The sequence below is a fragment of the Arthrobacter sp. RT-1 genome, from assembly GCF_003367205.1.
Lineage (GTDB): Bacteria > Actinomycetota > Actinomycetes > Actinomycetales > Micrococcaceae > Arthrobacter.
In genome coordinates this window covers 43,052-64,235 of sequence record NZ_QRGQ01000003.1, presented here as the reverse complement: position 1 = coordinate 64,235, position 21,184 = coordinate 43,052, and the positions used below count along the sequence as shown (strand labels likewise).

At 66.7% G+C, this 21,184-nt stretch carries 22 protein-coding genes and 1 tRNA gene; 8 read left to right on the top strand and 15 right to left on the bottom strand.

Features of this window, described 5'->3' with window-relative positions:
- Positions 1-9: 9 nt before the first annotated feature.
- The 5 genes from DXK94_RS04395 to DXK94_RS04375 form a co-directional block, all read right to left on the bottom strand.
- The gene (locus DXK94_RS04395) at positions 10-312 is read right to left on the bottom strand and encodes an urease subunit gamma (protein ID WP_079596782.1); all 303 of its coding nucleotides are present in this window, start codon (positions 310-312) and stop codon (positions 10-12) included.
- A gap of 115 nt (positions 313-427) precedes the next feature.
- The gene (locus DXK94_RS04390) at positions 428-985 is read right to left on the bottom strand and encodes a cysteine hydrolase family protein (RefSeq protein ID WP_079596783.1); all 558 of its coding nucleotides are present in this window, start codon (positions 983-985) and stop codon (positions 428-430) included.
- 77 nt (positions 986-1,062) lie between these two features.
- Entirely contained in the window at positions 1,063-2,067 is a 1,005-nt protein-coding gene (locus DXK94_RS04385; RefSeq protein ID WP_115524011.1) for a LacI family DNA-binding transcriptional regulator, read from the bottom strand.
- A gap of 134 nt (positions 2,068-2,201) precedes the next feature.
- The gene (locus DXK94_RS04380) at positions 2,202-2,792 is read right to left on the bottom strand and encodes an HhH-GPD-type base excision DNA repair protein (RefSeq protein ID WP_115524010.1); all 591 of its coding nucleotides are present in this window, start codon (positions 2,790-2,792) and stop codon (positions 2,202-2,204) included.
- An 83-nt stretch (positions 2,793-2,875) separates the two neighbouring features.
- Complete coding sequence (locus DXK94_RS04375; RefSeq protein WP_115524109.1) at positions 2,876-4,366, bottom strand: alpha-N-arabinofuranosidase; 1,491 nt, start codon at positions 4,364-4,366, stop codon at positions 2,876-2,878.
- Between the two features lie 393 nt (positions 4,367-4,759).
- Here DXK94_RS04375 and DXK94_RS04370 point away from each other — a divergent pair, with 393 nt between their 5' ends.
- Positions 4,760-5,668, top strand: a complete 909-nt coding sequence (locus DXK94_RS04370) for an ANTAR domain-containing protein (protein ID WP_115524009.1) — start codon at positions 4,760-4,762, stop codon at positions 5,666-5,668.
- A 91-nt stretch (positions 5,669-5,759) separates the two neighbouring features.
- On the opposite strand, the gene araA is transcribed toward DXK94_RS04370, so the two are convergent.
- The 3 genes from araA to araB form a co-directional block, all read right to left on the bottom strand.
- Entirely contained in the window at positions 5,760-7,280 is a 1,521-nt protein-coding gene (gene araA / locus DXK94_RS04365) for an L-arabinose isomerase (protein ID WP_115524008.1), read from the bottom strand.
- Positions 7,281-7,343: 63 nt separating this feature from the next.
- Positions 7,344-8,039, bottom strand: a complete 696-nt coding sequence (locus DXK94_RS04360) for an L-ribulose-5-phosphate 4-epimerase (RefSeq protein ID WP_115524007.1) — start codon at positions 8,037-8,039, stop codon at positions 7,344-7,346.
- Complete coding sequence (gene araB / locus DXK94_RS04355; protein ID WP_115524006.1) at positions 8,036-9,778, bottom strand: ribulokinase; 1,743 nt, start codon at positions 9,776-9,778, stop codon at positions 8,036-8,038. Before araB ends, DXK94_RS04360 begins: the two co-directional genes overlap by 4 nt.
- A gap of 182 nt (positions 9,779-9,960) precedes the next feature.
- On the opposite strand from araB, the gene DXK94_RS04350 reads away from it, so the two are divergent.
- The gene (locus tag DXK94_RS04350; protein ID WP_115524005.1) at positions 9,961-10,446 is read left to right on the top strand and encodes a hypothetical protein; all 486 of its coding nucleotides are present in this window, start codon (positions 9,961-9,963) and stop codon (positions 10,444-10,446) included.
- A 42-nt stretch (positions 10,447-10,488) separates the two neighbouring features.
- On the opposite strand, the gene DXK94_RS04345 is transcribed toward DXK94_RS04350, so the two are convergent.
- The 5 genes from DXK94_RS04345 to DXK94_RS04325 all read right to left on the bottom strand — a co-directional run bounded on the left by DXK94_RS04345 (position 10,489) and on the right by DXK94_RS04325 (position 14,860).
- A complete protein-coding gene (locus tag DXK94_RS04345; protein ID WP_115524004.1) occupies positions 10,489-11,379 on the bottom strand; it encodes an anti-sigma factor in 891 nt (296 codons plus the stop codon).
- The gene (locus DXK94_RS04340) at positions 11,366-11,944 is read right to left on the bottom strand and encodes an RNA polymerase sigma factor (protein WP_115524108.1); all 579 of its coding nucleotides are present in this window, start codon (positions 11,942-11,944) and stop codon (positions 11,366-11,368) included. Before DXK94_RS04340 ends, DXK94_RS04345 begins: the two co-directional genes overlap by 14 nt.
- Positions 11,945-11,994: 50 nt before the next feature.
- Positions 11,995-12,738, bottom strand: coding sequence for a class F sortase (locus DXK94_RS04335; RefSeq protein WP_115524003.1), 744 nt, complete (start codon positions 12,736-12,738; stop codon positions 11,995-11,997).
- Between the two features lie 129 nt (positions 12,739-12,867).
- On the bottom strand, positions 12,868-13,704 hold the full coding sequence (locus DXK94_RS04330) for a DUF4397 domain-containing protein (RefSeq protein WP_079596794.1): 837 nt from the start codon (positions 13,702-13,704) through the stop codon (positions 12,868-12,870).
- A gap of 133 nt (positions 13,705-13,837) precedes the next feature.
- Positions 13,838-14,860, bottom strand: coding sequence for a LacI family DNA-binding transcriptional regulator (locus tag DXK94_RS04325; RefSeq protein WP_115524002.1), 1,023 nt, complete (start codon positions 14,858-14,860; stop codon positions 13,838-13,840).
- Positions 14,861-14,993: 133 nt separating this feature from the next.
- Here DXK94_RS04325 and DXK94_RS04320 point away from each other — a divergent pair, with 133 nt between their 5' ends.
- Both DXK94_RS04320 and DXK94_RS04315 read left to right on the top strand, forming a co-directional pair.
- Complete coding sequence (locus tag DXK94_RS04320; protein ID WP_115524001.1) at positions 14,994-15,599, top strand: M23 family metallopeptidase; 606 nt, start codon at positions 14,994-14,996, stop codon at positions 15,597-15,599.
- A 135-nt stretch (positions 15,600-15,734) separates the two neighbouring features.
- Complete coding sequence (locus tag DXK94_RS04315; RefSeq protein WP_115524000.1) at positions 15,735-16,445, top strand: DUF4397 domain-containing protein; 711 nt, start codon at positions 15,735-15,737, stop codon at positions 16,443-16,445.
- Positions 16,446-16,860: 415 nt separating this feature from the next.
- On the opposite strand, the gene DXK94_RS04305 is transcribed toward DXK94_RS04315, so the two are convergent.
- Positions 16,861-16,933: transfer RNA gene (locus tag DXK94_RS04305), tRNA-Lys, on the bottom strand.
- 176 nt (positions 16,934-17,109) lie between these two features.
- Here DXK94_RS04305 and DXK94_RS04300 point away from each other — a divergent pair.
- From DXK94_RS04300 to DXK94_RS04285, 4 genes are all read left to right on the top strand, one after another.
- Positions 17,110-17,769, top strand: coding sequence for a hypothetical protein (locus DXK94_RS04300; RefSeq protein WP_115523998.1), 660 nt, complete (start codon positions 17,110-17,112; stop codon positions 17,767-17,769).
- 303 nt (positions 17,770-18,072) lie between these two features.
- Complete coding sequence (locus tag DXK94_RS04295) at positions 18,073-18,690, top strand: DUF47 domain-containing protein (RefSeq protein WP_115523997.1); 618 nt, start codon at positions 18,073-18,075, stop codon at positions 18,688-18,690.
- 1 nt (position 18,691) lies between these two features.
- The gene (locus DXK94_RS04290; RefSeq protein ID WP_079596800.1) at positions 18,692-19,705 is read left to right on the top strand and encodes an inorganic phosphate transporter; all 1,014 of its coding nucleotides are present in this window, start codon (positions 18,692-18,694) and stop codon (positions 19,703-19,705) included.
- A gap of 165 nt (positions 19,706-19,870) precedes the next feature.
- Positions 19,871-20,272 (top strand): hypothetical protein, encoded by a 402-nt coding sequence (locus tag DXK94_RS04285; RefSeq protein ID WP_115523996.1) that lies wholly within the window; start codon positions 19,871-19,873, stop codon positions 20,270-20,272.
- 84 nt (positions 20,273-20,356) lie between these two features.
- Here DXK94_RS04285 and pstB read toward each other — a convergent pair whose 3' ends face one another.
- Entirely contained in the window at positions 20,357-21,136 is a 780-nt protein-coding gene (gene pstB, locus DXK94_RS04280; RefSeq protein WP_079596802.1) for a phosphate ABC transporter ATP-binding protein PstB, read from the bottom strand.
- Positions 21,137-21,184: the final 48 nt, after the last annotated feature.

The following is a 21,184-nucleotide window of genomic DNA, read 5'->3' as shown; positions in this document are numbered from 1 at the left end:
CCTGCCCCTTTAGCGGATGGGATCGTGGACGGTGACGAGCTTGGTGCCGTCCGGAAAGGTTGCCTCGATCTGGACGTCGTGGATCATCTCGGGCACGCCCTCCATCACGTCGTCACGGGCCAGCAGCGTGGTGCCGTAGCTCATCAGGTCAGCCACGGTGCGGCCGTCCCGGGCGCCTTCGATCAGCTCGTAGCTGATGATGGCCACAGCCTCGGGGTAGTTGAGCTTGAGGCCGCGGGCCTGGCGCCGGCGGGCGAGGTCGGCGGCCACCACGATCATGAGCTTTTCCTGCTCACGTGGCATCAGATGCATGAGGGTCCCCTTCAACGGCCTGCGGACGGCGTGGGACCCACAGTAGGTGCCGAACGTTTCGGCCACGTTTCGGGGGTGTAATCCGGGGCTCTACGTGCCCTTCCCCATCAGCGGCCTACTTTGCCTCACTGAGGCGGGCGAGGATCTCGTCGGTGGACTGGACCGGCTGGCGGTAACTGGTGGAGAGGATGCGCAGCATGTCCTTTGCGTCCTGGTTGTCTTCCGAGGCCATGGCATCCTCGGCGTAGGTGACCCGGATGTTGTGGGCGAAGGCGTCTGCCCCGGTCTGGGCGATGCAGTTGTGGGTGGAGACCCCTGCCAGCACCACCTCGTCCGCGCCCCAGTTCCGCAGCCGGGACAGCAGGTTGGTCCCCACAAAGGCGCTGTCACGGGTCTTGTTCAACTGGGGCAGGCCATCCTTGGCCAGGCCGGGAACAGCCTCGGCCTGCTTGCTGCCGCGGAAGATGAAGCCCTGGTCGTCGTCGAGCATGTTCAGTGTCCAGGTGGACTTGTCCCGCTCGTGCTCCGTGCCCACCAGCAATGCCTTGTGGCCGCTGGACGTGAACCCCTCCACCAGCCTGTTGCAGGAGGCGACCAGCTGCTCCTGCCGGGCCGCCAGCTCCGGTGCTTCGAAGTACGCGTTCTGCATGTCGATGACAAGAAGAGCAATCATGGAGGCACCTTTCTCTTGTTGAACCGGTGCCAAATCCGTACCCGCCTGTGGCGCCGGCGAAACCTGCAGGGTGGATCCTAGGGTGCGGATTCGCGAATTTTCAGCTGAAAGCCGGCCTCCACGTGCACGCCCGTGGCGGCGGTCTCGTTCCCTGCGATCCTGTCCAGGAGCAGGCCGATGGAGCGTTCGGCAATTTCATCCATGCCCGGGGAAACGGTGGTGAGGGAGGGCGAGGCAAACCGGGCTTCATCGATGTCGTCGAAGCCTGCCACGGCAACGTCCTGCGGAACCCTGACTCCACGGATCTGCAGCTCGTGCAGGGCGCCGAGCGCCAGCACGTCATTGAGGCCGAACACGGCGTCGAAGCGGACGCCCGCGTCGAGCAGCCCTGCCAGGGCGGTTGCCCCGTTGTCGCGGCGCCAGCTTGCCGGGGCCACCAGGGCCGGATCAAACGGGACCCCCGCCTCCTCCAGCGCCGTCCGGTAACCGTTGAGCCGCAGCCCGGCACTGCCGGTTGACTCCCCGGGATGGGCACCGATCACCGCAACGCGGCGGCGGCCGCTGTTTAGCAGGTGGGTAGTGATGGCAGCCGCAGCTTCCCGGTTCTTCATGGTGACCAGGTCAAAGCGCGGATCAACGATGTGTTCACCGAGCATCACCAGGGGCTTCTTTCCCACCCGGGCGGCAACCGCATCGGCGTCGATGGCCAGCGGGGTGAACAGCAGGCCGTCGGTGAGCTGCCGGAACGGCCCCTGCAGGGCATTCAATTCCACGCTGCCTTCGGCGTCGGACTGTTCCACCAGGACGCGGTAACCGCGCTGCGCGGCCGCCTTCATCAGTTTTGACGCGAGCTCGGCGTAGTAGGGCGCGGAGAGATCGGACAGGACCAGGCCGAGCATGGAGGTTTTTCCGGACCGCAGGCTCCGTGCGGTGAGGTTCGCTTCGTAGCCCAGCTCGGCGATGGCGTCCTGGACCCGCTGCTTGGTGGCAGGGCGGATGAACTCGTAGTCATTCAGGACGTTGGAGACCGTCTTGAGCGACACACCCGCCGCCCTCGCTACGTCGTTCATGGTGACCGCCATGTCTGGCTCCTTCGTGTGGTTCCGCCGGTTTCCGGGATACATCGTTGCAGAGAAAGGCCTCCGCACGGGAACCGCCCGTCACAAGGGAGTCCCCGGCTTCCGATCCCTTCCCCCGACGGCGGTCCGCGGGCGGGTCAGTCCTTGGCCTTCGCCGCTTTCGCTGCCGCCTTGGCGGCCTGCTTGCTGGCGCGCACCTTGACCAGGGACTCGGGATCCACGATGTCCGCGACGGACAGGTAGGCACCCTCCTCGCCGTAGTGCCCGGCGGCCTCACGCCAGCCCGGCGCCTGAAGTCCGCGCTGCTTACCCAGCAGGGCAAGGAAGATCTTCGCCTTCTGCTCACCGAACCCCGGCAGGGCCTTCAGCCGTCGGAGCACTTCCGCACCGTCCGGACCGCCCTTGGTCCAGATCGCGGCGGCGTCGCCGTCCCACTCACTCTGCACCGCCTCGGCGAGCGCCTGCACCCGCGCGGCCATGGAACCGGGGAAACGGTGGACGGCCGGCCGTTCCTTGAACATTTCCACGAAGGCCTGCGGATCGTGGGCGGCGATGGCTTCGGGTTTCATGGACCCGATCCGGGTCTTGATCTTTTCGGGCCCGGCAAACGCGGATTCCATGGTCACCTGCTGGTCCAGCAGCATGCCGGTCAGCAGGGCGAAGTCGTCCTCGCTCAAGAGTTTGTCCGCGGCGGGGTCGCCCGTGATGTGCAATTCCATGCCGTCCATCCTCCCAGAGGTTGGCAGGGGCGTCAGCGAGGTGCCGGATTGTTGCATCGGGCACCCCGCCGGGCGTGGTCCGGCCAGGCAGGTTACCCGCCCACGGCCAGCCGGATCATGGACCAGGACACAGCAGGCAACTCGGCGGTGAGGCGGCCGCCGTCGGCCTTTGCCGTGACGTTCTCGGTGGGAAGCACGGAGGTGGAATCATCAGCGGTGGCCTGCCAGTACGGGTCCTTGTTCGTGTAGGTGACGGCCTCCACGACGCGCACCGGGCCCAGCCCGGACACCACGGCGTCCAGGCGCAGCGCGTCCGTTGCCGAGCGGTTGACGGCGAACACCACGGCCTCGCCCTTCTCGGCATCATAGGTGGCGACGGCGGAGACCGCGGCGAAGGCTGCGGTCTTGCCGCCGCTTAGCAGCGGGGACTCGACGGCGAGCTGCAGCACGGTGCCGGAGGCATGCCGGGAAGTCAGTGCGAAGGGATGGAAGGTGGTCTGCTTCCAGGCACGCCCGCCCGGCTCGGTCATGATGGGGGCAATGACGTTCACCAACTGCGCCAGGCTGGCGGAGTGGACACGGTCTGTGTTGCGGAGCAGGGTAATCAGCAGGTCACCCACGACGACGGCGTCCGCCACCGTGTACGTGTCCTCGAGCAGGACGGGGGCCACGGGCCAGTCCTTACCGGTGGGAGGCTTCGATGCGTCCCGGCTCATGTGCCAGACGTTCCACTCGTCGAAGGAGATGTTCACCTGCCTGGTGGACTTCTTCACCGACTTCACATGGTCGATGTGGCTCACAATGTCATGGATGAACGCCTGCATCCGATGGCCGGCGGAGAGGAATTCCTGCAGGTCGCCGAAGTCCTCGAAGTACTGGTGCGCCGAAATGAAGTCCACCAGCTCGTAGGTCTCCGTGAGCACCACCCGTTCCCATTCCCCGAACGTGTTCATGGTGGGACCGGAGCTGCCGCAGGCCACGAGCTCGAGGTCGGGGTCGATCATCCGCATGCCCCGCGCGGTGTCTGCCGCCAGCCGTCCGTATTCCTGCGCGCTCTTGTGCCCGATCTGCCAGGGCCCGTCCATCTCGTTGCCCAGGCACCACATTCTGATGCCGTAGCCGTTCTCCGCACCGTTGGCCCTGCGCTGGTCGGACAGGGCGGTCCCGCCGTCGATGTTGCAGTACTCCAGCAGGTCCAGCGCCTCCTGGGTGCCGCGCGTGCCGAGGTTCACGGCCATCATGGTTTCGATGCCAGCCTTGGCTGACCATTTGGCGAACTCGTCAACACCCACCAGGTTGGGGTCGCTCGAGTGCCAGGCAAGGTCCAGTCGCACGGGGCGCTTCTCCGCCGGGCCCACGCCGTCTTCCCAGCGGTAGCCGGACACGAAGTTTCCGCCGGGGTAACGCACGGTGGAAATCCCCAGTTCCCGGGTCAGTTCCAGGACGTCCTTCCGGAACCCGTCGCTGTCCGCCGTCGGATGCTCCGGCTCAAAAATGCCGGTGTACACACAGCGTCCGAGGTGCTCCACAAAGGCGCCGAAAGTGCGCCGCCGGACCGGTCCCACCGCGAAAGCAGGGTCCATGGTGATTTTCGCCGCGGCTGGTTCTGCTGGGGTCACGAAACATCCTCACTTCTGATTTACAACGTTATAGAAATAATTGTTGGTGCTCGTGCTTCGCGAGTCAAGCGGTCGGGTGACGCGAATCGGAAGGGCGGCATTAATTTCCCGACTGAGAGGTCCGGGCCGCCCACCTGCGGCAACACCGAAAGCAAGTAATCGGCACCCAAAACCAAGTAGTACCTAATCTCAAAAACGAGTACCTCCTACGCGTTCACCGCCCGCTGCCGCCCAACTAAGTTCATCTCAGAGACAAGACGTGTTCTGGCTCGCGGTACTTGCTCACGAGGGGGTGTGAGACTGGCAATGCATGCACGACACATAAGCTCAGGCTTCCCGGTCCGACGGACACGGGTAATGAGCGGGGCCGGCGACGAGGAGGCCTTTGAGACCAAGGCCTCTCCCCCAGCCGTCGCCGGCCCTCTTGTTCCTCCGAGGACCCACACCGCCCGCCCGGCTCCTGCCGTCGGAATGGCCCCTCACCCGGACAAAGGATCCCGGGACGCCAAGCCCCAGGACAACGGAAACCCGGGCCTCCTGCTGGATCTGGTCACGGGCACGGACTCGTTGGCAGAGTCCCTCAACCGGCTGGTGACCGCCTCCGCACAGTCGGTGGTCCGGACGGCAGGGCTCCGGATCGAGTGCGGCGTGGTGGTGCACCAGCCCAAAAGGGCACCCGCCATCACCGGCACCTCCGACGACGTGGTGAAACTGCTGGAATGGGAGCACCAGGCGGCGGAAGGACCGGTGTGCGAGGTGCTGACCGGCGGCCAGCCCGTGGCCGTGCTCCAGCGCAACGGGGACTTCCGCTGGCCGCACTACTGCAACCAACTCCAGCTGGCCGGATTCGGCAGCGTGCTGGGCGTGCGGCTGCTGGTGAACAGCAGTGCCGGCAACGATGACGCCGGGGCACAGGAAACTCCCGCAGCACTGGCGTTTTTTGCCCAGGACGCGAAGGCGTTCCCGCTCCAGGTCATCGCCGAAGCCCGCGCTTTCGCCGGCCTGGCAGCCAAGAGCCTGCAGATGGCCATCGACCTGCACACGGCCCGCTCCATGGCTTCAGACCTGCGCTCCGCGCTGGACAGCCGCACGTCGATCAATGTTGCCTGCGGTGTAATCATGGCGCAGAACAGGTGCTCGTACCATGAGGCCTTTTCGATCCTTGCCAAAGCGTCCAGCCACCGGAACATCAAGGTGCGCAGGATCGCCGAGGACATCCTGGAACGGCTTCCGGAAGGTCCGCCCCGCGCGCATTTCGGTCACTGACGGCTGACCGCCGAACCGCGGACAGACACAGCAGGCTCCGGAGGCTACTGCCCCCGGAGCCTGCTGTGTCTGTCCTGCCCGGGCGTGCAGCCTAAATGCCGCCGGCCAGCTTGTAGTACGCGGCGTTCCAGTTCAGGTCCTTCTTGAACTGGCGGATGGTGGTGCCTTCGTCGATGGTGAGCAGTTCCGTCCTGGCGATCTCCGCGAAGTCCTCGAAGACGTCCATGCCCACTTGGGTGGACAGGACGGTGTGGTGCGCGGCGCCGGCGGTGAGCCAGGCGGCGGCGGAGGTGGCGAAGTCCGGTTTGGGCTGCCAGAGGGCGCGTGCCACGGGCAGGTTGGGCAGCGGCTGGTCCAGCGGCACCACGTCGACGGCGTTGGCCACCAGGCGGAAGCGGTCCCGCATGTCGGACAGGGCGACGACGACGCCCGGGGAGGCATCGGCGTCGAACACCAGGCGGACCGGGTCCTCCTTGCCGCCGATGCCCAGCGGGTGGATTTCAAGCCGGGGCTTCGCTGCGGTCAGCGACGGGCAGACCTCCAGCATGTGCGCACCCAGGATCTTTTCCGCGCCGGGTTCCAGGTGGTAGGTGTAGTCCTCCATCAGGGAGGCCCCGCCGGGCAGGTCACCGCCCATGACCTTCGCGGCGCGGACCAGGATGGCGGTCTTCCAGTCACCCTCGGCGCCGAACCCGTAACCGGCAGCCATCAGCCGCTGGACAGCCAGGCCGGGAAGCTGGCGGAGCGCTCCGAGGTCCTCGAAGGAGGTGGTGAAAGCGGCGGAGCCCTTCGCTTCCAGGAAGCTCCGCAGTCCCAGTTCGATCCGGGCGCCATACCGCAACGACTCGTGGCGGGCTGCGCCTGCGCGGAGCTCCGGAACCACGTCGTAAAGGTCCTCGTACTCTGCCACCAGCGCGTCGACGTCGGACTGGGCAGCGCCGTGCACGGCGTCGGCGAGCTCATTGACGGACCACGTGTTGACCGCGACGCCGAAGCGCAGCTCGGCCTCGGTCTTGTCGCCTTCGGTGACGGCGACGTTGCGCATGTTGTCGCCGAAGCGGGTCAGCTTCAGGGTCCGCACGGCGGCCCAGCCGGCGGCCGCGCGCTGCCAGGAGCCCACCTGGCGTGCCACCTCGGGGTTGGAGACATGCCCGACCACGGTCTTCCGGGCAATGCCCAGCCGGGACTGGATGTACCCGAACTCGCGGTCACCGTGCGCCGCCTGGTTGAGGTTCATGAAGTCAAAGTCGATGTCCGCCCACGGCAGGTCCCGGTTGGCCTGGGTGTGCAGGTGCAGGAGCGGCTTGCGGAGCAGGTCCAGGCCCTGGATCCACATCTTGGCGGGGCTGAAGGTGTGCATCCAGGCGGTCACGCCGATGACGGAATCATCCGAGTTGGCCTCGAGGGCGGTGCGGCGGATGGCGTCCGAGTCGGTCAGGACCGGCTTCCAGACGATGCGCACCGGCACTGCGGACGACGCGTTGAGCTGGTTGGCGATTTCCTGCGACTGGGCTGACACCTGCTTGAGGACGTCCTCGCCGTAGAGGTGCTGGCTGCCGGTGAGGAACCAGACCTCGTAACCGTCGAGGGAGGTGTTTGCTGCAGTGCTCATGGGTTCTCCTGGAAAAGTTTCGTGGGAACGGGCGCTGTTGCCCGGGGTGTTGCTGACCGGCTGTTACTGGCCGTAGACGTTCTGGTAGCGGGCGTAGAGCGAGTCGATGTGGCCCTGGTCGATGGGCACGGGCTCACCCAGTTGCCGCGAGATGTGGACGGTGCGGGCCACTTCCTCGCACATCACCGCCGCCTTCACCGCCGATGTGGCATCCTTGCCGATGGTGAACGGACCGTGGTTCTGCATCAGCACCGCGGGCGAGTTCGAGTTCTTTAGCGTCTCCACGATGCCGTGGCCGATCGAATCGTCGCCGATCAGCGCGAATGGCCCCACGGGGATGGACCCGCCGAATTCGTCGCTCATCATGGTGAGCACGCACGGGATGGCCTCCCCGCGGGCGGCCCAGGCCGTGGCGTAGGTGGAGTGCGTATGCACCACCCCGCCCACCTCGGGCATGTGCCGGTACACGTAGGCATGCGCGGCCGTGTCTGACGACGGCGACAGCGCGGGATTGCCCCACTCGCCGTCGTCGTTGCCCGCCACTGGAACGCCGTACAGGTCGGTGACCACCATCTGCTCCGCCGTCAGGGCGTCATAGGACACGCCTGACGGCTTGATGACCATCAGGTCATGGCCCGGTACCCGGGCGGAGACGTTGCCCGCTGTCCACACCACCAGTTCGTAGCGGGTCAGCTCGGCGTGCAGGGCGCAGACCTCTTCCCGGATCCGCGCAATGGTCCCGAGGATTTCCGGGCTCATGCGGACACCTCCTCGGCGACCTGGGTTGTGACTGCCGGGGAACCCGGGAGCGGGCCGGCCGCCCTGCGCTGGATGGCCTTGAGCCGGTGCATCACGTCGTTGCTTCCCCGGCCGAAGTAGTCATGCAGGGTCTTGTACTCCTGGAAGAGTTCGTCGTACGCTGCCACGTTTTCCGGGATGGGGGTGTACACCTCGCCCGGCTCCGCTCCCATGGCGGCGGCGGCCGCCCGGATGTCAGCGTACTTCCCGGCGGCGACGGCGGCGTGGATGGCGGACCCGAGCGCCGGGCCCTGCTCCGAGCCGATGGTGGACAGCTGCAGCCCGGTGGCGTCCGCGTAGATCTGCATCAGGAGCTTGTTCTTGAGCAGCCCGCCGGCAACGATGAATTCCTTCACCGGGACGCCGGCGTTCCGGAAAGCGTCCACGATGGTGCGGGTACCGAAGGCGGTGGCTTCGAGCAGGGCGCGGTAGTTATCTTCGGGCTTGGTGGCGAGGGTCTGGCCCACCACAATGCCGGAGAGCTCATGGTCCACCAGGACGGAGCGGTTGCCGGAGTGCCAGTCCAGGGCGATCAGGCCGTGCTCCCCGATGGCCTGGGATGAGGCGAGCTCGGTGAGGTATTCGTGGATCCCCAGGCCCGCGGCCTCGGCGGCCTGGTGGTACGCGGGCGGCACGCCGTACTTGGTGAACCAGCCGAAGATATCGCCGACGCCGGACTGGCCGGCCTCGTAGCCCCAGAGGCCCTCCACGATGCCGCCGTCCACCACGCCGCACATGCCCGGGACTTCGTGGAGCTCGGTGCCGTTCATGACGTGGCAGGTGGAGGTGCCCATGATCGCCACCAGCTGGCCGGGGTCCACCGCCCTTGCTGCCGGGGCAGTGACGTGTGCATCCACGTTGCCCACTGCAACGGCGATCCCTTCCGGCAACCCCGTCCACGCGGCCGCTTCGGCCGTGAGGTATCCGGCGGCGTCGCCCAGCCGGCCGATGGTGTGCTCGAGCTTGCTGCTGACGAAGTCCTTGAACTGCGGGTTCAGGGCGGCCAGGAAGTCCTCGGACGGGTAGCGCCCGTCCTGGTAGATCCCCTTGTAGCCGGCCGTGCAGGCGTTGCGGACATACCGGCCGCAGAGCTGCCATACGATCCAGTCGGCCGCTTCCACCCAGTGGTCCATCTCGGCGTACGCTTCGGGGTCCTCCTCCAGCAGCTGCAGGCCCTTGGCGAACTCCCATTCAGAGGAAATCAGCCCACCGTACCGGGGCAGCCACTCCTCCCCGCGCTCGGCGGCCAGCTGGTTGATCCGGTCTGCCTGCGGCTGCGCCGCATGGTGGCGCCAGAGCTTGACATAAGCGTGCGGCCGGTCCGCAAAGCCGGGCAGTTCGTTCAGCGGGGTACCGTCGGCCTTCACCGGCACCATGGTGCAGGCGGTAAAGTCCGTGGCAATTCCGACGACGGCGGCCGGGTCGATCCCCGCGTCCGCGACGGCGGCGGGAACGGCATTCCGCAGGACATCCCGGTAGTCGTTCGGCACCTGCAGCGCCCATTCGCCCGGAAGCCGGACGCTTGCCCCGCCCCCTGCCGCGTCCCGGGGCAGGGCATCGGTAACCACTGCATGCGGGTAGTCGAACACGCCGCTGCCGAGCTCCTTGCCGTCCCGCACCCGCACTACGACGGCACGGCCGGAAAGGGTCCCGTAGTCCACGCCGATGACAAAGACGTCCGAGCCGTCCACTGCGTTCATAAGAATGTTCCTCCAATAGCTGCCGCAACATCGCGGCCTGGTCTTAATTGTGAGCGCTAACAAGAACCAAGTCAACAGCTCGACAGCCATCTGCCGCAGTTTCCCTGCAGCCCATGGATGCGTGGGCTGCAGAATGGGTAGGACAGGAGGCAGGGACAGACCTCAACGGACAGGGGAACCACATGCACAACCCCCGGCACCCGGTGCCCACGGGGAGCGGCGCCCCGGTCTGGCTGGCAGGTCCCCTTGCAACCGGACCTGCCTGGGCCGCGCACGTGGCGTCGGGCGGCCAGTCCCCGGCGGTCCTGATCGTCCTGGCCCTGGCTGCGCTGCTCGGGATGGCCGCGTCCATGGTCGGGCCCCGGCAGCTCCCGGCCTGGGCAATCCTACTGGCGGCCGGACTTGCCCAGCAGCTCCTGCACCTGGCCTTCGCCGCCTTCTCGATCTCTTCCGGCGTCCCGCTGCCGGGGCACGGGCATGATGCGGGAGCTCCGCCGGCCGAACCCGGCTCCCAGGACGCTGCGGCCCCGCATTCGCTGCACCTGATGCTGTACGCGCACACGGCCGCCGCGCTGGTAACCATGGCCGTTGTCACGCAGTGGAGCAAGATGGGGAGGTTGAGCCTGCTCTTCCAGGAACGGCGGAAGGAACGCGCCGGAAAGGACTGAAAACCCCGGCGGCAGGGCCCGGTCAGGAGGCGGCAGCGCCCGTCAGGAGGAGAGCGTTCCCCTGACGATGCTGACGCTGGAGTGCGCGGGGTTGCCGTCAACGGGTTCGTCCGAGACGTCCACAATGGGATAGTCGGCGAGCTCCAGTCCCTCGGGCACCTGGAACGTCCCCGAGTCCGCGTTCATCACGCCCAGGCTCACCAGCCGCGAAAGATCGGGAGCGATCAGCCACACTTCCTGGTAGCCCTGCGCCTCGTCCTTGTCGAGGGTGACTTCCAGGGTTCGTGCCCCGCCCGCCGTTTCAACCACCCGCGCCGATCCTGTGGCTGAGTATTCTGCGAGCGGCGTCAGCTGGGCTTCCGCGAGCGGCTGTGGCTGCGCCGGGCGGTTGAGCGCCCAGATCCCGCCCACGGCAACCAGGACCGCTGCCGCGGCGGCGGCCATCCAGGTTCCGGTGCGCTGCCACCAGGCGGGGTTCTTTCGCGGGTAGATGCGGGCGTGGGGAGCGTCCGACGGCGGGACAGGGCCCTGCTGTCCAGCGTCCCGAACTGCACGTCGCGGGTCGGCATCCTGCCGGCCGGCACTTTGATCGGCCTCCCGAGGGGCGGCGGACTGCAGATCGCCGGCAACCGGCCGTTCCGCATGGGGCAGGGCGGCGTGCCGTTCGCTGTCACGCCGGGCGGCACTCAGCGGATCCTCCCGAACCGACGGTGACAGGCCAAGTTCGCGGTGAATGCCGGCCCATACCTGCGGACCGGGGACGGACAGGCTGCTGGTGTCCGGCGCAGTTTTCACGGCGTCCACGGTGCGGCGCAGCGCCGCATAGTCCGAGGCGCAGGAAGGGCAAACCCTCAGGTGCTCCCTGCTGGCCTCGTCCTCCCAGTCGCCATACAGGGCAAGGAGGCTCAACTCTTCCGGATCAAGGTGCGGCATGGTCAACCTCCAATCTTTTCCTCAGGTGCGTCAGGCTGCGGCGGATATGGCTCTTGACCGTACCAAGGGGCAGGTCCAGTTTCCGCGAAATCTGCTCGTGCGTCAGGTCTTCGTAAAAGGCGAGTTTCATGATGGAGCCCTGGGGTTCGCCCAACCTGTCCAGTTCCCCGTCCAGCAACAGCCGGTCCGCCAGCGCCTCGGCGGCCTCGGTTCCCGGACCTGCTTCATCGGCCATCCCGGCACCCACTGCCGCCACGGCCTTGCGCGCTTCCCGTGCGGACGCGGAGTGCATGTCCGAGATGACGTTCCGGGTGATGCCCACGATCCAGGCCGGGAGCCGTGCCACCTGCGGATTGAACGTGCCCCGGGAGCGCCAGACCCGGATGAAGACTTCCTGGGTTACGTCGTCGGCAGCCGCACGGTCCGCCAGCGAGCGCAGGGCCAGGGTGTGGACCAACGGCCCAAATTCACGGTAGGCGGTAGCCAGTGCCTGCTCATCCCCCGCGAGGAAGGAATCGGTCAGCCCGTCTTCCCATCCACGGGAAGGCTGCCCAGGAAGTGTCACGAGGGACTCCTTCCCGGCATCGGTGGCGAGAATCACGGCTGGCTCACCGCTCATTCAAGGACCGCGGTGACAATCACATTGTCGCTGTAGTCCATCCGCTCGTCCAGCCACCTCCCGCCGCAGGTCACCACTTTCAGTTCGTGCGGCCCGGACCTGCGGAACAGTGCCTCGCCGTCAAAGCTGTCCTTGGCCATCAATTCGACCTTGACCACCCGGTAGTTCAGGGCGGGAGCACCATCACGCCCCACGCGGATGGCTGTTCCTGCGGCCAGCGATTTCAGCTGCGAAAACGGTGCATTGTCCGACTTTGTGTCGATGTGGCCTGCGATCACGGCAGTGCCGGCCGTTGCTCCGGGGGCAGGGCCAAACCGGTACCAGGCGGCCTGGTCGAACGCGTCCGGGATCTCCATGGCACCTTCGTCCGACACTCCCCCGGGCACCACGGGGAAGTCGATCGACGTTCCGGCGACGGTAAGGGACGTTGGGACGGGCTCTTGTGGCGCCGCGGCCGGTGGTGTGGCGGGCCGGACCGGGACGACTGGCGCCGCCGCTTCCGGCGATACAGCGGGAGCGGTGGTGGCGGGAGGCGCAGGCGGGGAGGTTGTTCCGTCCACTGTGGGAGCCGGACTGGAGGTGGCCGCGGGGCTGGAAGCTGCGGCCGAAGGTTGCGGCGGGGTGGGACCGGCAGGGGCACAGGCGGGAAGAAGCAGCGCGGCCGCCGCGAGGAAGGCAGCACCCGCAAAATCGAAAGAACGACGGCGGGACTTTCCTGCCGTCGTCGTACCTCTGTTCATCTCGCTGGCCTTTCCCGCATCACCGGACGATTGCTGGTTCTCGATGGATGATGGCCGGCCGCCCGGATTGCCCCGGGCAGCCGGCCTGCTCCTGCAGTTCGTAAAAACTGCTGTTACTGCTTTTTCTTGTTACCGCTGCTTGCGCAGTCCGCCCAGTGCCCGGGCTGCACCCATGCCGCCGAACAGGAGGGCGATCGCGATGGCGCCGAAGCCGAGGGCGATGGCGGCCGGTTCTACCGCTGCCGTCTTGGCAGAGCCGTCAAGGGCGCCCGGTACTGAACCCGGAGCGGAGTGCAGGCCTTCGATGGTCTGGACCGCCAGCTGCAGGTTCTTGTCCGTCAGGCTGCCCCACGCGTAGACGATGGTGTGCGTACCCTCGGCAACGGTGACATCGGCCGGGCCGATCACCGGGGCCGTGGTGCCGGCGGCGGCAACTGCTGCCGGGATGGTTCCGGGATCCAGGGTGAGGGTCTGCTCGTTGGGGTTGGCCAGGTTGCTGATGACGGCGGTGCCGCCGGCCAGGACATCAACGGCGGGGGCAGCTGCGGTATGGCGGACGGTCAGCTTGCCCTTGCCCGCTTCGATCTGCGACACGTTATTGGTGAAGAGGTTGGCGGTGGGCTTTCCTGCGGCGTCCAGGTTGGCGACGGCGGTGTAGTTTCCGTTGGCGGCCAGGGTTACGCTGACGGGCCCGATGACGGCGGCGGAAGCGTCGGCGGCATCCGAGGCCGTGATGGCCAGGTCATAGGCTCCGGCCGGCAGGGCGAGCGGTCCGGCCAGGGTGCCCGGGGTGAAGTCGTCCAGGGTGCGTTCGCCGTTGACCCAGACGTCCACGGTCAGTCCGGGGACGCCATGCAGCACGGAGAGCTGGGCGTCTCCTTCGGCTGCCTGGGCGGGGCCGGCGAGAGCGATTGCAGCCGCAATTGCCGCTGCACCGGCACCTGCTGTGAAGATCGTGTTGCGCATGTCCTTCTCCTTGATCGGCCCGGCTGGCGGGCGTTTTTTGCTTACACCTCTACTACTGGCGCAGGCCCGGAGTTGGATGCAGATTCATGGAAAATTCTTTGCGCGGATTTTTGCGGTGCGCCGCTGCGGTCCCTTATCCGGCGGCGGCCGGCGGCGCGGTGCTGGCCCGGAGGACCAGTTCCGGGGTGACAACGGTGGAGCTGACGGCTGCCCCGGCTTCGATCTCCTTCAGCATGATGTCCATGCAGCGCCGGCCGAGCTCCTCGAAGTCCTGGCGGACGGTGGTGAGGGGCGGGGTGAAGTACCCCGATTCCGGCTGGTCATCGAAGCCCACGACGGAGACGTCGCCGGGCACCCGGACGCCCGCTTCGGCAAACGCCCGCAGCAGGCCCAGTGCCATCTGGTCATTACCCACGAAAACCGCCGTGGCGTTGCGCCGGGCCGCCAGCGTGCGGCCGATGTCGTAGCCGCTGCCGGCGCTCCAGTCGCCTTCCGCCAGGAGCCCGTCAGGGAGCCCGGCCTCCCCGAGGGCCTCCCGCCACCCTTCAGCGCGCTCGCCGGCGTCCGTCCAGTCCGGCGGCCCGGAGACGTGGCCGATCTGCCGGTGCCCCAGGCCGATGAGATGCTCGACGGCGAGCCTGGCGCCGTGGCGCTGGTCCACCATTGCCCCGCTGACGTTGCTGTTGCCGAGGGACCCCACCGCAACCACGGGAACTGAAAGCTCCATTTCGTCCAGGGCCAGCAGGGTGTCCGAGTGCGGCACCAGCACCACGATCCCGTCCACGGCCTGGTCCATAAAGTGGCTGACGGCGTCCGAAATTGCGTCGCGGCTGACTTCACGCAGCGCGGCGATGCTGACAAAGTAGCCGGCGTCGCGGGCGGCCTGCTCCACGCCCAGGAGCGTGTTGGCCGGGCCGTACTGGGCCAGCTCGCTGGCCAGCACACCGATGGTCTGCGAGCGCCGGGTTACAAGGCTGCGGGCAGCGGTGTTCCGCCGGTACCCCAGCTCCGCAATGGCCGCCTCCACCTTTTCGCGGGTGGCCTTGCTGACGTTGGGATGGTTGTTGACCACCCGGGAGACCGTCTGATGGGACACGCCGGCAACGTCCGCCACGTCTTCCAGACGCGGCATCCTGCCCTTGCTGCTTTTTGCCATGTGCCTATTGTGGGCGGGGAGGACGCCCACGGCACAACCGGGGGGCCGTCCCGGGCTTGTTCGCGGATCGGGACCTTGAAGGTTCTGAACCGCGAACAAGCCCGGGAGCAGCGGGCGGGCCTAGGCTCGGTGCATGACGGTGAACCTCTCCTATCCGTTCAGGGGCCGGTGGCTGGTGCAGAACTCCCCCGCGAACCGGGTGCCCAGCCACGGCACGCACCTGTTCGGCACGGCCTATTCCATAGACTTCACGCCGGTCGACGGCAGCGGACGCTCTGCGCCGTTCAGCCTGCTGTCGGCCTTCCGGCCCGAGCGGCCGGAGAAGTTCATCGGGTTCGGGCGGCCTGTGATCGCTCCGGTGGCAGGGACGGTGAGGACGGTCCATGACGGCGAAACGGATCACGGGAGCTTCCGTGGCTTTCCGTCGATCGGCTACGCAGCCACCCAGGCCGGCAGGGTGCGCAGAGGCTGGGTTGGCCTGGCGGGCAATCACGTGGTCCTCGAAAGCAACGGGGTGTTCATCGCCCTGTGCCACCTCAAGCGCGGGAGCATCTGCGTACAACCGGGCCAGGCGGTTGTACCCGGCGATCCGGTGGGGACCTGTGGCAACTCCGGCAACAGCACCGAGCCGCACCTTCACCTGCAGGCGATGGACTCCCCCGACCCGGCAGTGGCCGCCCCGGTTCCCATCATGTTCCCGGACGGGCTGCCGCCGAACGGCACAGTCATCCTGGCGTAGCAGCAGCGGGGTGACGCAACCAGCCCCGCGTTTAAGAAGATCCATGAATTTGCATCCACAGAGGACAGTCCGCCGGTAGTAGAGGTGTCAGCACAAACACAGCCCGTCCCCGGGCGTCCCTCTGAGGAGTTTGAAATGCGCAAAACACCCATCGCCGCCGGAGCACTGTCGCTCGCAGCCGCACTGACCTTCGCGGCTCCAGCCCAGGCCGGAGGCTGGCACCACCACGGTGAGGACCCAGCCAAGCTCTCGGTCCTGCACGGTGTACCCGGCCTGACCGTGGACGTATGGGTCAACGGCAACCTCACCCTGAACGACTTCAAACCCGGAAGCCTGGCCGGTCCCCTGGAACTTGCAGCCGGCGACTACAAAATCGCCATCACCGGCTCTGACGCCCGCAACGCGGACAATCCGGTGATCGGACCCGTTACCGTTGAACTCGACAACGGCGGAGATTACACTGCGGTGGCCCACCTCGACGCCGGCGGTGCCCCAACAGCCACACTCTTCACCAACGACACCAAGGCTCCCCGCAACGACAATAAAGGCAAGCTGACGGTCAGGCACGTAGCCGCAGCCCCCGCCGTCGACGTCCTGGCCCGTGGAACCGCAGTGATCGAAGGGCTCAGCAATCCTGACGAGGCGACCCTGAAGCTGAAGGCCGGCACCATCTCAGCCTCCGTTGCCGCCGCCGGGACAACCGCCCCCGTGATCGGGCCGGCCGACTTCACCGTCGAGGGCGGCAAAAACACGATCATTTATGCCTGGGGCAGCCTGGCTGACGGCACCTTGGCCGCTGCAGTACAGGTTGTTGACTCCGGGAAGAAGTGGCGCGGCGGCCACTGACATCCACTTGTAACGGCGTTCGCAGCAAACGACGGCGCCACCACATCGCATGTGCAGCGGGGTCACCTTACGGGTGGCTCCGCTGTCTTGTCTTGGCCAAACAGGGAGTGCGTGTTCACGGGCTCGGCATGGGCTGAGGGTCCCTTATGGGTGCCGTCGTCGCAGACGGTCCGCTGGAGCGATATTCCGAACGACCGCATTCTTGAGTTCAGCCAGAGTCAAGGATGCCAGGGGCGGCGCCTTGTTTCCGCCCAGGCGCTCGGAACCACCCGGTAGCGCACATGCGTCACCAGGCGGATGCCGCTTACTTCCGTCGGTTCAAGCGTGAGGTTTCCGACGCCGTCCAGCAGCCCCTCGCCGTGCCCGGAAAACCACAGCAGGCCAGAGGCTAAATGCCTCTGGCCTGCTTAAACGGTGGGCCCTGTGGGGCTCGAACCCACGACCCACGGATTAAAAGTCCGATGCTCTACCAACTGAGCTAAAGGCCCCTGCCGGCTGGTTGGAACACGCTGTGTCCGCCCGTCCGGCCCAATCCATTTCTGGACGTTAATACTCTAACCCATGGTTCCGGCGTCTCCGCACACAACCCGGGCGCCGCCGTCGGACATGGAAGAGGGCCCTCGGATGCTCGATTTCCATTGCGGCACAGGAGTAGCGTGGGGGCATGAGTGAGCAAGCAGGATCCAGTCCTTACGGCGGCGCGAACCGGCACCACAAGCCCAAACCCTTCGCTCCCATCGACTTCGAGCCGTTCGCGGGCGGCGCCGATCCCGCCCGCGTCTCTGAAGCCGCCCACCTTGCCGCCCAGGCGCTGGTCCGCCATGGCCGGGACAGCGACGATCCCGTGGTTACCGAGCGGCTGGTGAAGCTCGCCGACGAGCAGGGCCTTGAAGCCATCGCGGAGATGTGGGCCGAAAGTCCCGCCCGTTCACTTCCCGGTGCGCTGTGGCGGCTTTATGCCCTGCGTGCCGCCACCGTCCAGGACCCGCAGCGCATCTCCGTGTACTTCCGTGCGGGCAAGGACACCGCCCAGGTCTCCAACGTGGTGGCAGGTGCAGCCGAGCCTCCCGGTGCGGACGAGATGATCGCCATGGCCGATGCCATCCTGTCCGGGGCGTTCGACGGCGAGTTCGACGTCGCACTGGAACGTTCCGCCGCTTTCTGCCGCGTGGTAGCCCTGGGCCAGGCAACCATCGCCGATGGCGCCGAGCACGCCAACGAGGCGCACGCCAGCAGGCTGACCCGCAATTCGCACCAGCTGGTCAAAACAGCCGAAGACCTGGAACACGCCGCCAACGCATGGCGTCTGGGCGAACTGGACTGACCCGTCCCCCGCAGTGGCCCACCTGTCAAGATTGACTTGCGGGCGGCAACGTAGAAAACTGAAACCGGTGCCGAACCGCGAAACCCCCGGGCTTCAACACTCAGCCGCCTAGAGCGGCCTACCGCCGAGAGGCGTATCCGGTTCGGCACCATTTTTCTGCCCGTTTCCTGTCAGCCGTTTTTCCGCGGGCCCTTTTCAGCCGTGCAGTTACGGACCGGTAGAGTTAGCGTCAGTTGCCTGCCGGGGTCAAGTCACACGGCGGCAATCCCCGCCCTGTACTTTCCCCGGAGACCGGTAATTACTGTGAAGCTGCGCCTTTTTCCCCAGGAGCCCGCCGGGCTGAACCTCCTCTCTGAGATGGCACAGCAGATTGTGCTGGCCGGCGCCACCCTCGCGGAAATCCTGGGAGTCCCCGCGGCGGAACACGGCAAACTCGTTGAGGACATGCACAACCACGAGGCCAAGTCCGCGGAACTGCATTTCGCCCTCCTGACCCACATGCGCACCAGCTTCGTGAACCCGCTCCCCCGGGAGGACATGTACGCCCTCTCCCGCTACCTCAACGAAGCCATGGAGAAGTTGGACGCCGCCGCGGAGCTGGTGGCCCTGTACAAGCTGGAGCGGCTGCCCAAGCGGGCGGCGGACCAGCTGGAGATCATCAGCCGGCAGGCCGAACTGACCGTGGATGCCATGCGCCGGCTGAACAACCTCGATGACCTTGAGGATTACTGGATCGAAATCCTGCGCCTGGCCAAACGCGCCGAGCGGACGCACCGGGTGTGGGTGGCGGACATGATCAAGGACATGAAGTGGGCGCAGTACTCGCGCAACCGGGACATCGCCAACCAGCTGGTGGAGGTCACCAAGGACATGCGGCGGATCGCCACCCAGGTGGGCAGCATCATCGTCAAGGAATCCTAGGGTGACGCCAGTCATCTTCGGCGTGGTGGTCCTGCTGGCCGCCGGGTTTGCATTCCTGAACGGCTTCCGCGACGTCTCCACCTCGGTTGCGGTGGCCACCCGTACCCGTGCGCTGACTCCCAGCGTCGCGGTACTGCTGGCCGCCTTCTTCAACTTCATTGGTGCACTGCTGAGTGCCACCCTGGCCGTGGCCGTCAGCCAGCACTGGATCACCCTGCCGCCGGGGACGGACGGCCTCAGCATCGTGGTGGCCGGACTGGCGAGCGCCTTCGCTTGGGGGCTGCTGATGTGGTGGCGCGGCATTCCCGCATCCTCCACCCATGCGCTGGTGGGCGGCCTGGCCGGTGCCGGTCTGGCGAGCCTGGCGGTGGGCGGCACCGGAGTGGGCGGAGTGGATCAGTCGCTGCTGTTCCAGGTGGTCCTCCCGCTGGTCCTGTCCCCCCTGGTGGCCTACAGCGGAGCATTCATGCTGGTCTACCCCGCCACCTGGGCGGCGCGCCACACGCAGCCCAACGTGGTCAACCAGCGGTTCCGCCGCAGCCAGGCCATCGCGGCGGGGGCCGTCGCCTTCGGCCACGGCCTGCAGGACGGCCAGCGGGTCAGCGCGGTCCTGCTGCTTTCCCTGCTGGCCGCAGGCTATTCCGACGGCGGCACCATCCCCATGTGGGTGGCCCTGCTTTCCGCGGTGATGATTACGGCGGGGACGCTGTTCGGCGGCTGGCGGATATCCCACACCATCGGATACAAGATCACCCGCATCGATCCGCTGCGGGGCTCTGTGGCGCAAATCTTCAGCGCCGTAATACTGTTCCTGGGCGCCATCGGGCTGCACTGGCCGCTGTCCACCACGCATACGGTCACCTCGGCCGTCCTGGGTGCGGGCGAGAACCAGCACTTTTCGGTCACCAACCGGAAGCTGGTGATCCAGATCGTGGGCCTCTGGGTCCTGACACCGGCCGCCACGGCTGCCCTGGCCTTCGTCCTGGCACTGGCGCTTTCCCCGATCGGCGGCTGACCCCCAAAACCCTGTACAGCCGTACGCCGGTGACGTAGATTCGGATGAAGCCCCCTCCGCACTGTCGCCGGGGACTGCCGCCCGCCGCCGCGTGCAGGGCCACGGGCGTTAGCCGCTGCAGGATGCCGGCGGCCCGGATGCACATCGCGGAAATGAGCAGGCATCATGTCTACCTCGAATCCCCGGCACCCCCAGCCACGGCCGCTCCAATGCGGGACCTGCGGAACGGAACACCGGCTCACCATCCACGCCATCATGGCCTTGGGAGCCGTGGGCGGGGACCTGGTCACCGTCTCCTACACCTGCAATGACTGCAACCTGTTCCAGGAGCACCTTGCCTACGCCGCCGATGTTGCGGCGGCACTGCACCAGGTGCGCTGGATGGCGAAAGTGATCGTTTTCGGGGACGACTACATCCACTGCGGCTTTCCCATGGAGGAAGCCGAGTTCGAGATCGAACGGCTCTGCTACCGGAGCAGCACCAGCGGAAGCGGGCTCAGCGCCGTGTGCCTGCCCACCAGGGTGCTGCGCTGCCGCTGCGGGTTCCAGCTGGAAGTCCCGGAATAGCACGGCCGCCATAAGCACAAAAACGCCGCTGCCAACCCTCAGGCGGCAGCGGCGTTTCCAGCGGTGTTTATCCGAGGCGGATGTTTATCCGAAACGGCCGGAGACGTAGTCCTCAGTGGCCTTCTGGCTCGGGTTGCTGAAGATGGTGTGGGTATCCCCCACCTCGATCAGCTTGCCCGGCTTGCCGGTGCCGGCGATGTTGAAGAACGCGGTCCGGTCCGAAACGCGGGCAGCCTGCTGCATGTTGTGCGTCACGATCACCACGGTGTACTGGTCCTTGAGCTCGTTGATGAGGTCCTCAATGGCCAGGGTGGAGATGGGGTCCAGGGCGGAGCACGGCTCGTCCATGAGGATCACCTGCGGCTCCACCGCGATGGCGCGGGCGATGCAGAGGCGCTGCTGCTGGCCGCCGGACAGCCCCGAACCGGGCTTCTCCAGGCGGTCCTTGACCTCGTTCCACAGGTTGGCGCCCTTCAGCGAGCGTTCCACCAGGACATCCGCCTCGCCCTTGGAGATCTTCTTGTTGTTCAGCTTGACGCCGGCCAGCACGTTGTCCCGGATGGACATGGTGGGGAACGGGTTGGGGCGCTGGAACACCATGCCGATCTGCGAGCGCACGGTGACCGGGTCCACGCCGGGGCCGTACAGGTTGTCGCCGTCGAGCAGGACCTCGCCCTCCACCCGGGCGCCGGGAAGGACCTCGTGCATGCGGTTCAGGGTCCGCAGGAACGTGGACTTGCCGCAGCCGGACGGGCCGATGAAGGCGGTGACGGACTTGGCCTCGATGTTGATGGTGACGTCCTCCACGGCGAGGAAATCGCCGTAGTACACGTTCAGGTCCTTGACGTCGATGCGCTTAGACATGGTGTTCCTTCACTAACTGGGTATGAATTGAAGTCTAGGATCCGGCGG

Bases quoted from the DNA above. Each gene is read 5' to 3' on its own strand.
- DXK94_RS04395 (WP_079596782.1), bottom strand. From the start codon at position 312: ATGCATCTGATGCCACGTGAGCAGGAAAAGCTCATGATCGTGGTGGCC.
- DXK94_RS04345 (WP_115524004.1), bottom strand. From the start codon at position 11,379: ATGCCGCACCTTGATCCGGAAGAGTTGAGCCTCCTTGCCCTGTATGGC.
- DXK94_RS04330 (WP_079596794.1), bottom strand. From the start codon at position 13,704: ATGCGCAACACGATCTTCACAGCAGGTGCCGGTGCAGCGGCAATTGCG.
- DXK94_RS04325 (WP_115524002.1), bottom strand. From the start codon at position 14,860: ATGGCAAAAAGCAGCAAGGGCAGGATGCCGCGTCTGGAAGACGTGGCG.
- DXK94_RS04370 (WP_115524009.1), top strand. From the start codon at position 4,760: ATGAGCGGGGCCGGCGACGAGGAGGCCTTTGAGACCAAGGCCTCTCCC.
- DXK94_RS04375 (WP_115524109.1), bottom strand. From the start codon at position 4,366: ATGGACCCTGCTTTCGCGGTGGGACCGGTCCGGCGGCGCACTTTCGGC.
- araA (WP_115524008.1), bottom strand. From the start codon at position 7,280: ATGAGCACTGCAGCAAACACCTCCCTCGACGGTTACGAGGTCTGGTTC.
- DXK94_RS04385 (WP_115524011.1), bottom strand. From the start codon at position 2,067: ATGGCGGTCACCATGAACGACGTAGCGAGGGCGGCGGGTGTGTCGCTC.
- DXK94_RS04350 (WP_115524005.1), top strand. From the start codon at position 9,961: ATGCACAACCCCCGGCACCCGGTGCCCACGGGGAGCGGCGCCCCGGTC.
- DXK94_RS04335 (WP_115524003.1), bottom strand. From the start codon at position 12,738: ATGAACAGAGGTACGACGACGGCAGGAAAGTCCCGCCGTCGTTCTTTC.
- DXK94_RS04360 (WP_115524007.1), bottom strand. From the start codon at position 8,039: ATGAGCCCGGAAATCCTCGGGACCATTGCGCGGATCCGGGAAGAGGTC.
- DXK94_RS04315 (WP_115524000.1), top strand. From the start codon at position 15,735: ATGCGCAAAACACCCATCGCCGCCGGAGCACTGTCGCTCGCAGCCGCA.
- DXK94_RS04380 (WP_115524010.1), bottom strand. From the start codon at position 2,792: ATGGACGGCATGGAATTGCACATCACGGGCGACCCCGCCGCGGACAAA.
- araB (WP_115524006.1), bottom strand. From the start codon at position 9,778: ATGAACGCAGTGGACGGCTCGGACGTCTTTGTCATCGGCGTGGACTAC.
- DXK94_RS04320 (WP_115524001.1), top strand. From the start codon at position 14,994: ATGACGGTGAACCTCTCCTATCCGTTCAGGGGCCGGTGGCTGGTGCAG.
- DXK94_RS04285 (WP_115523996.1), top strand. From the start codon at position 19,871: ATGTCTACCTCGAATCCCCGGCACCCCCAGCCACGGCCGCTCCAATGC.
- DXK94_RS04300 (WP_115523998.1), top strand. From the start codon at position 17,110: ATGAGTGAGCAAGCAGGATCCAGTCCTTACGGCGGCGCGAACCGGCAC.
- DXK94_RS04390 (WP_079596783.1), bottom strand. From the start codon at position 985: ATGATTGCTCTTCTTGTCATCGACATGCAGAACGCGTACTTCGAAGCA.
- pstB (WP_079596802.1), bottom strand. From the start codon at position 21,136: ATGTCTAAGCGCATCGACGTCAAGGACCTGAACGTGTACTACGGCGAT.